9 protein-coding genes and 2 pseudogenes are annotated in these 9468 nt (G+C 33.8%); 7 read left to right on the forward strand and 4 right to left on the reverse strand.

What is annotated here, in order from left to right:
- The first annotated feature begins 169 nt into the window (after positions 1 to 169).
- Positions 170 to 1249 (forward strand): lysozyme inhibitor LprI family protein, encoded by a 1080-nt coding sequence (locus tag ACFX4N_RS27770; protein ID WP_192101001.1) that lies wholly within the window; start codon positions 170 to 172, stop codon positions 1247 to 1249.
- 399 nt (positions 1250 to 1648) lie between these two features.
- Here the strand turns inward: ACFX4N_RS27770 and ACFX4N_RS27775 are convergent, their stop codons facing one another.
- Positions 1649 to 2878, reverse strand: a complete 1230-nt coding sequence (locus ACFX4N_RS27775; RefSeq protein WP_192101002.1) for an NAD(P)/FAD-dependent oxidoreductase — start codon at positions 2876 to 2878, stop codon at positions 1649 to 1651.
- 432 nt (positions 2879 to 3310) lie between these two features.
- Here ACFX4N_RS27775 and ACFX4N_RS27780 point away from each other — a divergent pair, with 432 nt between their 5' ends.
- From ACFX4N_RS27780 to ACFX4N_RS27790, 3 genes are all read left to right on the forward strand, one after another.
- Positions 3311 to 3529 (forward strand): hypothetical protein, encoded by a 219-nt coding sequence (locus ACFX4N_RS27780; protein WP_192101003.1) that lies wholly within the window; start codon positions 3311 to 3313, stop codon positions 3527 to 3529.
- Between the two features lie 318 nt (positions 3530 to 3847).
- Positions 3848 to 4120: an HU family DNA-binding protein gene (locus tag ACFX4N_RS27785; protein WP_016766532.1), complete on the forward strand. Its 273-nt coding sequence runs from the start codon at positions 3848 to 3850 to the stop codon at positions 4118 to 4120.
- Between the two features lie 227 nt (positions 4121 to 4347).
- Positions 4348 to 4530 (forward strand): YolD-like family protein, encoded by a 183-nt coding sequence (locus ACFX4N_RS27790; RefSeq protein ID WP_029324141.1) that lies wholly within the window; start codon positions 4348 to 4350, stop codon positions 4528 to 4530.
- 400 nt (positions 4531 to 4930) lie between these two features.
- On the opposite strand, the gene ACFX4N_RS27795 is transcribed toward ACFX4N_RS27790, so the two are convergent.
- A complete protein-coding gene (locus tag ACFX4N_RS27795) occupies positions 4931 to 5371 on the reverse strand; it encodes a cell wall hydrolase (protein WP_301264713.1) in 441 nt (146 codons plus the stop codon).
- A gap of 354 nt (positions 5372 to 5725) precedes the next feature.
- On the opposite strand from ACFX4N_RS27795, the gene ACFX4N_RS27800 reads away from it, so the two are divergent.
- Positions 5726 to 5968: a hypothetical protein gene (locus ACFX4N_RS27800; RefSeq protein ID WP_057240706.1), complete on the forward strand. Its 243-nt coding sequence runs from the start codon at positions 5726 to 5728 to the stop codon at positions 5966 to 5968.
- Positions 5969 to 6090: 122 nt separating this feature from the next.
- On the opposite strand, the pseudogene ACFX4N_RS27805 reads toward ACFX4N_RS27800, so the two are convergent.
- A pseudogene (locus ACFX4N_RS27805) lies at positions 6091 to 6267 on the reverse strand (DUF8096 family protein).
- Between the two features lie 399 nt (positions 6268 to 6666).
- Between ACFX4N_RS27805 and ACFX4N_RS27810 the strand changes: the two are divergent.
- Entirely contained in the window at positions 6667 to 7779 is a 1113-nt protein-coding gene (locus tag ACFX4N_RS27810) for a type II asparaginase (RefSeq protein ID WP_192101457.1), read from the forward strand.
- Positions 7780 to 7901: 122 nt separating this feature from the next.
- Here ACFX4N_RS27810 and ACFX4N_RS27815 read toward each other — a convergent pair.
- Positions 7902 to 8090, reverse strand: a pseudogene (locus tag ACFX4N_RS27815) (ketoacyl-ACP synthase III); the annotation flags it as partial.
- Between the two features lie 170 nt (positions 8091 to 8260).
- On the opposite strand from ACFX4N_RS27815, the gene ACFX4N_RS27820 reads away from it, so the two are divergent.
- Positions 8261 to 9468, forward strand: a 1208-nt coding sequence (locus ACFX4N_RS27820; protein ID WP_377263474.1) for a cation:dicarboxylate symporter family transporter, incomplete at its 3' end; no start/stop codon positions are given.

The following is a 9468-nucleotide window of genomic DNA, read 5'->3' on the forward strand; positions in this document are numbered from 1 at the left end:
ATAAGATGACAGTCTCTTACTTTGAGACTGTTTTTTACGAATTAATTATTAATAAACTGCTTCGAAAAATTTATAATATTTCATTATTAAGGAATAAAACGTTGCTATATTAGCTTTTAATATTGGTAAAATACACATAAAATTAACAACTTTTAGAGGGGGAACAACTATGTACAAAAAAGGTGTTTTTTTATTAATAACGATAACTTCTTTACTGGTTTCTGGCTGTCAACAAGAAGAAAAAGTCGATTCAAAACCAGTAGAAACTGGAGAGGTTAGTAGCCAGGAGACCAGTGATAACAGTGCTAATAAAGCGAATCAAGATAGTAATAATGCTAAAGAAAACAATACTGGAGAATCTTCAACTATCAAAGGTAGCGATCACGCGAGTGCTGTTCACAAAAATAGTAATCAGCAAAACGCAACTAATCCAAATACAGTCTCAAATGACGATTTTGTTACTAAAGATACGGCAGCTCTAGTAATGGCTGACTACATAAATGGACTAACCACTGCAATTAATACTGGACAGTTCAGTAACGTTTCACATGTTTTAAGAGGTTCATTATATAATGACCAACAATCATTGGTAAGCAACTTATATAAGAAGGGTATTAAAGAGAACTGGGTAGATTATTCTGTAGTGAATTTTACGAAAGCAGGTAACTCTTCGGATGGGCCTCTTTATAAAATACAAACTGTAGAGACTGTATCTGTTATACAACCAGATGGATCTCAAAAAACAAATAAATACAATTGGATGTACACAGCAGTGCTTATCAATAATCAATTATACTTAACTGATATAGCTAAAAATGGGCCGATTACTACTGTTTCAAAGACTGGGCCAACTACAAGCACTCCATCAACAAATAGTTCAGGTACAACGATAACTAATAGCAAAAAAGCTTATTATTTAGATTTACTAGAGCAAACTAGAGCTAGTGAAGTACAGCCAGTTAATGATCAGATTGATGGTGACAGAAGACAAGCTTCTGGAGCCAATTATCAAATGTGGGATCAGGTGTTGAACGATATCTATGGTGAATTAAAAAAACAATTATCTGCATCAGAAATGAATGATCTAAAAATCAAACAACGTCAATGGATTAAAGATAGAGATGTTGCTTCTCAAAAAGAGTTGAAAGAAGCTGGAGGAGGAACTTTGGCTTATGCTGAAGAAGCTCGTATTTTACATGAAATGACTAGAGAACGTTGCTACGAGCTAGTTACTTATTATATGAAATAATGAGAAAGTACTATATTTACATGGTGGAACTTTATATATTGACTATTTTCATTATTATGTGTGTATATGCCATACTATAAATCAGACATATAAACATTTGCTCTTGCTATTTCTTGCCGTTATTTCTCTTCCATTTCTATCTGACTATTATTAGCTAACACCATTCTTTGCAGATTCATAAACTTCTCTCATAGTGATGGGAATGATTTAATGTATTCAACGTAACAAAGAGCCATTTGTATGAAACAAGTGGCTTTTTATATTGAGTATGTTTTAGATAAAATGTACTAATCGTAACAGAATAAAATCTTTGTTTTCGATATATCCCTTCCTGCCCTCGGTTTACCTTCCCCTCATTGCTAATTCTTGAAAACTCTTGGGTCAATTTCAAAATTATTGCTAGATTGACTGCATAATTCGTGTGAGTTCTTTTTCTAAAGCATCGGGCTCGTTTGAGTAATTATAAATCCCTAAAAACTTCTCTATAGCCTCTGGATGAGAACTGATTAGCTTATTGACAGCATTCTGTTGTTCAGAGATGCGTTCATTCTGCGAAATTTGACATCCCATGTGAAACCGAACCATAAACTCGTCTTCTATTGCCTTTTGATATTCTTCAGATATTTGATTTGATTGATTGGATTGTCCCTTATATTTTGAGAGAATATTGGATAATATACGTGCTCCACATATAGCATCATGGATACCTTGTGCCATGCTAGGATCTTTAAAACAAACTGCATCTCCAACCAACGCCCACCCTTTTCCCATTCCTTTGTACCAGTAATTATCATATCTGAGAATGCCTTTAACCGGTTCTACTAATTCCGCATTTTTTAAACGCGTCCCTATTGTTGTATTCGGAAAGTTATCTGTTAAGAAATTGCGTAGACAGCTTTCTGGATTTAATTTCAATCGTCCTATCAATTCCTTATTTTCTAATGGGAAAATGCCGGCGATAACATATAAATTATCATTCGTTGGAAAGAGAATGGCTGTGTTATCTTTTATCTTGTATACTTCAAATTTAGGGACATTGTCATGGCGAAATTCAGAGAAGTACCCGAAATAGATGCCGACTTTTGCCGAAATGCTTATTTTGAGTTCACTTTTTACCAGCTTGCGAATAATTGAGGATCTGCCGTCTGCCCCGACTACCAGGCGAGCTAAAAATTCTTGTTTCTCGTTATTGCCATCTAGACCTTCCACCCCTACTACTGTATCGTCAGCATGAATAACATCCGTCACACGAAACCTTTCTAGAACGGTTACATTCATTTGTGATTTGGCTTGTTCAAGTAGGATCTGATCGAGATAAGTTCTTCTAATGCAGTAACAACTTTCTTCTCCGTCAACCTTAGGGATGAGTCCTTCTATCGCGGTATCCTCAAATTGAAATTTAATATCCTGTACCGGTGGGGCGTTTGTTTCCAATAGTTTGTCCATGACACCGATTTCTCGAAGAAGAGCGACAGTATTATTGAAAAAAGTATGGGTTGATAATGTATCCTTTGGAAAGGTCGCTTGGTCTACTAACAACACATGGAAACCTGCCTTCCCAAGATAAATAGCAAGAGTAGAGCCGGCAACTCTAGCACCGGTAATGATGATATCATACGTCTTATTCATCGTATCGCTCCGTTTCCAAGTCCAATTATTAATTTGCGTATCCATTAGAAGGATTCTAAAACTAATGCTCTTACGAGTTAAAGCAATGAGGTAAATTGATAAGGGTATGCTACATATATAAAGTATGGAAGTTAAAACGAATTAAGTACAGGGAATTTCCACCTGTTAAACAATTAAAAAGAATTTGCGCTAAAAATCGAAATGATATTTTAAGCATTAAATAAAAGCTCATTTACAAGAAGGTACAATAGCTGGATTGAAACATAGATATGAATTCTAGACATATATTCCTTTTCCTCTTTTATTCTTCGACTTCTAATTAAGGAAATTTCCTGTATTTTACATTAATTAAGTTGAAAAAGGTTAAATTATCCACTCATTTTTTATATACTAAAATAGAAAGCTACTCAACGTATATAGGGGAGTGATCCAATGCCAAGTGTAAAAGAAGCTGTATATATTCATTGTGGAACGAAAATGGGCGTTTTTAAACCCGAGGAAATCACAATATTCAGCTACATGCATTCCAGAGGATTTTTTGCTTGCCCAGGTTCTGGTGTGAAGGTCCTTCATAAAAATCAAAGGGGACAACCAACATTTATTGTCTCATCCACTAATACTCATGACTATGATTGTCTTTATAAAGAATAGTAAAAAAGTAACCTTTGCTCAACGGGAGAAAAGGCTTTTTTAAAACTCAGGGATTGGGAAATATTTTATCAGTTTAAGCCAAGTTTAATATATACATACATGTTTTTAAAACAATATAGGGCTGAATTTTTTAGGGAATGAATCATTATCTAGCATGAACGAGTTTCATTTTGTCACAGTGCTAAACTCAGGCATTTTTTTATAATGCGTTTTTATAATTACTTGATAAAAAGAACATACGTTTGACTAGTATGAAGAATATATGATATATTCTTCACCTATACATACTATATCCAATAAGAAATGAGGTAGTTAACTATGAAAAAAGCTGAATTAATCGATGCAGTTGTAACAAAAACAGAACTAACAAAACAAGATTCTAAAAAAGCAATAGATGCGTTGTTTGAAACGATTTCTAATACACTGGCAAAAGAAGAAAAAATCCAACTACTTGGATTTGGTACATTTGAGGTACGCAATCGTGCAGAGCGTACAGGTCGTAACCCTCAAACAGGTGAAGAAATGACAATTCCGGCTTCGAAGGTTCCTGCTTTTAAACCGGGTAAAGAGTTAAAAGAAGCTGTTAAATAAGTATTTTAGAAAGCTCTTAGATTTATTCTTTGAGCTTTCTTTCTGTTGAAAGTTCACAAAGTTTACACAATAAAATGTAAGCGTTTCCTCCGAAGTTGTTGTATACTAAATAATATAAAACAATATAACTTATAACTTGTATGATTTTCTCACAAATTCTGCATGATAATTACTTATTTGAATAACAAATTCCTACATTAGTTATTAGGAAGAAAGGAGAACGGAGCATGATATTGAAAGCATTAAGAAAGAAAGGTGTCATTACCATTAACTATTATCAAAACGGTTTATTACAAACATGTAAGGGACGTGTAAATGATCTTAATCTTCATGATCAAACTCTTTCTCTAGAGGATGAACAACACAATATATTCTCTATTCGTTTATCGGGCATTACTGAAATTCATTAAGTCTATCATCTTGTAGTTACATTATTTAATATGCTTATTACAGGGAATGTTAATGATAACGCTATAAAAAAGAGGAAGAGAGTTCTCTTCCTCTTTTTTTATGATTTATTTACCTTATTAGTATTATTTCTTGTTTCATTTGATTAACTGCTTATGCGAAACAAGGGAACACCTACTAACCAGGAAGTTCCCTTTTTATTTCGCTAGATAAAAATACATCAAAATAAAGATTAAAGAAATAGGCTACAGTGGGGGGAAAGTTTTTTTAAACGGACTACTGTCACATGATCTATAGGAGTTGCATTGGAGAAATAGCGCTAGCTACAAGCTCTTACGACTAAAATGTTGTATTCGTAGCTCCCCCATACTACTCCAGAATTAATCATAACTCCTCAATAATCTAACCTCTATAAACACTAGCGCATGTATCAGGTTTTGGTTCATAATAACAATGATTTTTAAATTGACCAGATGCAGGTTGACCGTACCATGTTGGAGGGCACGGAGCATGTGGATTAAAATACCAAAGAGCAAATTTCGCTGGGTGTTGTCTCCAATAATCCAAATTCTGCTTTGCTAATCTTCTTTCAACACCTCTCGCTCTTTGATAAAATACATTCCCTTTTTGAACAGCTTCAAATGAATAATTCCCCCCCTGTACTTGATAAATAACTTGTGAAACGCTTCTTAAATTTTTAAAGTCTAAACAATTCGCTGCTAGACGATTAACAATTACATTTCCAACATATAACATCCCTAGTCTTCCTTCACCTTCAGCTTCTGCTCGCATCATCCTTGCCATTAAGTTAATGTCTGCACTTCGGTAACTTACTCTTGCCATTTATTCACCCCCAAAATATAATATGAAAAAAAGCCTATATTGATGTCATTGTTTATAAGATAGCAATGCTTAGTTTTTACATATCATCGCGCATATTTAATCATTATCATTAAATAAATAGATACTGATTACCAAACGAAGTAGTTATTCTTTTGATACTAATTAGCTACCGCAGTAGGTGATCGTTAGATGCTTATCGAATACGTTATAGTCAGTAACATTGTAAATCGAATGCCTCAAGTTTTAAAAATGCGCCTTTGCAATAAATATAATCTCTCAGCCTGTACTAGTTACAAATCTGGCACTGATTCATTTGTACAATTTACTAATATTAAACTTTTAAGGAGAGAGAAAATGGGAACATTATTTAATCAAACACCCCGAAAAGATTATTTTGATAATGATGCTGTTAAATTTCTTGATACAGTAAAAACTCTTGCAAGAGATCATGGCCTGACAGTTGAAGAGACCTGTCGTATTTTAGAACTATCTATGAAAATTGATGATTATGATCGCAAAGATGAGCAATTAGCAGGATTGGGACGATTAATAAAGGATTTAATTGATGAAATTTCTATGTTAAGAGAAAGGTTATAACATGATAAATTAGAAAAAACACCTAGAGAGTAAGGCGTTTCTTCTAATTTAAGATGGCTAAAACACAGTTAAACTAAAAAAGAGAAGGTTTTTAACCTTCTCTTTTTCTATATCATCTATGTTTAAATACTCTTTTTCATCCCGCATTCTCGACATTCACGTAAGAATACGCCGCCCTTTACAGAACTTTTGAAGTAAGATGAATTGCAGTTGTCGCATCTGCCACTGACCTTATCTGGATATTCATCATAGTCTTACACTTTATCAAGATCTATTTCTTGCTGCTGTTTTTCTTCCATGTTGATCATTCTTTTCTAGTTGACTTTTATTAGATTACCACAAAAAGTGAAGGTGAAATTATTTTATGTAAAACGAGCATCAATTAGCTCACTTAACCTCATTTTGTTAAACCTTTAATGATTTTCTCGCTCTATTTTACATAAATTATCAAATTTAATTTTAGAAAATTTATAATTTTTTTGTTGTTTTCTGTATGATTATGTAGTTCCTATTATAGATTAAAGCTATGTTCTTGTTAGAAGAAAATGAAAACGCTTAATTATATCTATATTTTTATTAATTATACTTTAATGGAGGAATTTCTAATGGACAACTAACTATAGAGAAAAAATTGCTTCCATATTATTAGTATTATATTACTTACAAATTTTCTACATACATAAAGGAGACAGTTAACTATGAAACTAAGAAAAAACTTAGGAATAACCATTTTATCTGCTGCATTATTATTTTCAGGAATTGGCCTATCTGCTGATGCAACAACCAATAATGCCAAAACAGTCGTAAACCATTCGGAAAAAAAAGATTTACCTAATATAAAAATTTTAGCTACTGGTGGTACAATTGCAGGTTCCTCTGATAGTGATACAGCTACAACTGGATATAAGGCAGGAGCTCTTGGTGTTGAAACGTTAATAAAGGCTGTTCCTCAGATGAAAAAACTAGCAGATGTTAGTGGAGAACAGATTGCAAATATCGGAAGTGAAAATATGGATAATTCAACTTTATTAAAGTTAGCAAAACGAATTAATACTTTATTAGCATCTAAGGATGTTGATGGAATTGTAGTGACACATGGAACAGACACTTTGGAAGAGACGGCCTACTTTCTAAATCTTGTAGTAAAAAGTGAAAAACCTGTTGTTATTGTTGGTTCAATGAGACCAGCTACGGCTATAAGCGCAGACGGTCCATTAAACTTATACAACGCAGTGGAGATTGCTTCTAGTAAAGAAGCGAAAAATAAAGGGGTTTTAGTAACTCTGAATGACCGAATTGGTGCAGCTCGCTACATAACAAAAACAAATACTACAGCAACGGATACGTTTAAATCTCCTGAACAAGGATATGTTGGAGAAGTTGCTGGGGGTAAGGTATTGTTTTATAATGAACCTACTCGTAAACATACGACAAAATCAATTTTTAATGTTTCAAAACTTGATAAACTTCCTCAAGTAGACATTCTTTATACATACCAAAATGATAATAGATACCTTTATGATGCTGCTGTAAAAGCAGGGGCAAAAGGAATAGTAGTAGCAGGATCCGGAAATGGATCAATGTCTGCTGCTGCTCTATCGGGTGCTAAAGATGCTGTTGAAAAAGGGGTAGTCATCACTAGATCTAGCCGTGTGGGTAATGGGACTGTGACTCATGAAGCTTCAGATGATAAAGATAAGTTTGTCACGTCTGATTCATTGAATCCCCAGAAAGCTCGTATTCTCTTAATGCTTGCTTTAACTAAAACAAAGGATCCTAAAAAAATCCAAGAATATTTTAATGAATATTAATAAGCAAAAAAGAATCCTTTGCTATAAGTAGCAAAGGATTTTCAAATTTATCGAAATAGGGGAACATGTTATTAGTTTGGTCAGTTTTATAGATCAATATACAGAAGAGAGTAAAAATCCAATCTTTCACATATAGACTCAATCATTTTTAAGTTGTCGCTGTGTGGAGAAAACCAATTCACTTCATCTTTGTAGTTTGCTTGTTCTAATAATTCTGATATGCCTAAGGGGGGTGTTCAACATGCCCATTTATACACTTCTCTCCCGTTCTGAACCACTTTGCAACTAGAACTTAAAGGTTGGCTATGCATAATTCAAACAAAAAATATTAAATCTTATAAATACTATATTTGCCCTTTTGTGTGTTCCTGTAGATTTCTGTCGTATTCTGTAGATGATATTATAGACTAGACTTAACCTTCTATTAAAACAAAAATGAATACCTTGTTTTAATGTAGCAGGAAATGAAAGGGGTTACAACATGAAAAAATTCGGATTAGCTACACAGATTTTTATTGGCCTTGCGTTTGGGATTGCGATAGGTGCTGTTTTTTATGGAAATAATACAGTGATGGCCATTCTTCAACCTCTAGGTGATATTTTTCTTCACCTCATTAAAATGATTGTCATTCCTATCGTTGTATCCGCACTCATCGTATCTATAGCTGGCGTAGGCGATATTAAAAAGCTCGGCAAGCTAGGTGGAAAAACGATTCTTTATTTTGAAATCGTTACCACAATTGCACTTGCTATTGGTTTATTAGCCGCAAATATATTTCATCCAGGTACTGGTATAGATATGGGGAACCTTGAGAAAGGTGATATATCCAAATATGAAGAAACATCTAAAACAACTGAGAGTACAGGAATAGGAGATCAAATCGTTCATATTATACCAACTAATATCTTTCAATCTCTAACTGAGGGGAATTTATTAGCGATTATCTTTTTCTCAGTCTTATTTGGTCTAGGAGTTGCAGCGATTGGAGAAAAAGGTAAACCTGTTTTGAATTTCTTTGAGGGTGTATTAGAATCCATGTTTTGGATGACAAATTTGGTAATGAAATTTGCTCCATTTGGCGTATTTGCATTAATCGGTGTCAATGTAGCCAAATTTGGAATTGGTTCATTAATCCCTTTAGGAAAGTTAGTACTCGTTATATATCTGACCATGATTTTCTTTGTTTTTGTAGTATTAGGTATTATTGCAAAAATGGCTGGAACTAATGTTTTAGTGCTTATAAAAATTTTAAAAGATGAGTTAATTTTAGCGTTTACAACCGCAAGCTCTGAAGCAGTATTGCCAAGGTTAATGACGAAAATGGAGAACTTTGGTTGTCCGAAAGCTGTCACATCATTTGTTATTCCGACAGGATATACGTTTAACCTTGATGGATCATCCATTTACCAAGCAATTGCTGCCCTTTTCATTGCACAAATGTATGGCATTCATTTATCTTTCATAGAACAAATTACACTTTTACTTGTGTTGATGTTGACTTCTAAGGGAATGGCAGGAGTTGCAGGAGCATCATTTGTTGTTGTATTAACAACACTGGGTTCAATGGGATTACCTCTAGAAGGTATGGCATTCATTGCTGGTATTGATCGCATTTTAGATATGCTTCGTACATCTGTCAACGTAGTAGGTAACGCATTAGCTGCTATTGTGATGTCTAAGTGGGAAGG

This window comes from Priestia sp. YIM B13551 (genome assembly GCF_042787905.1).
Lineage (GTDB): Bacteria > Bacillota > Bacilli > Bacillales > Bacillaceae_H > Priestia.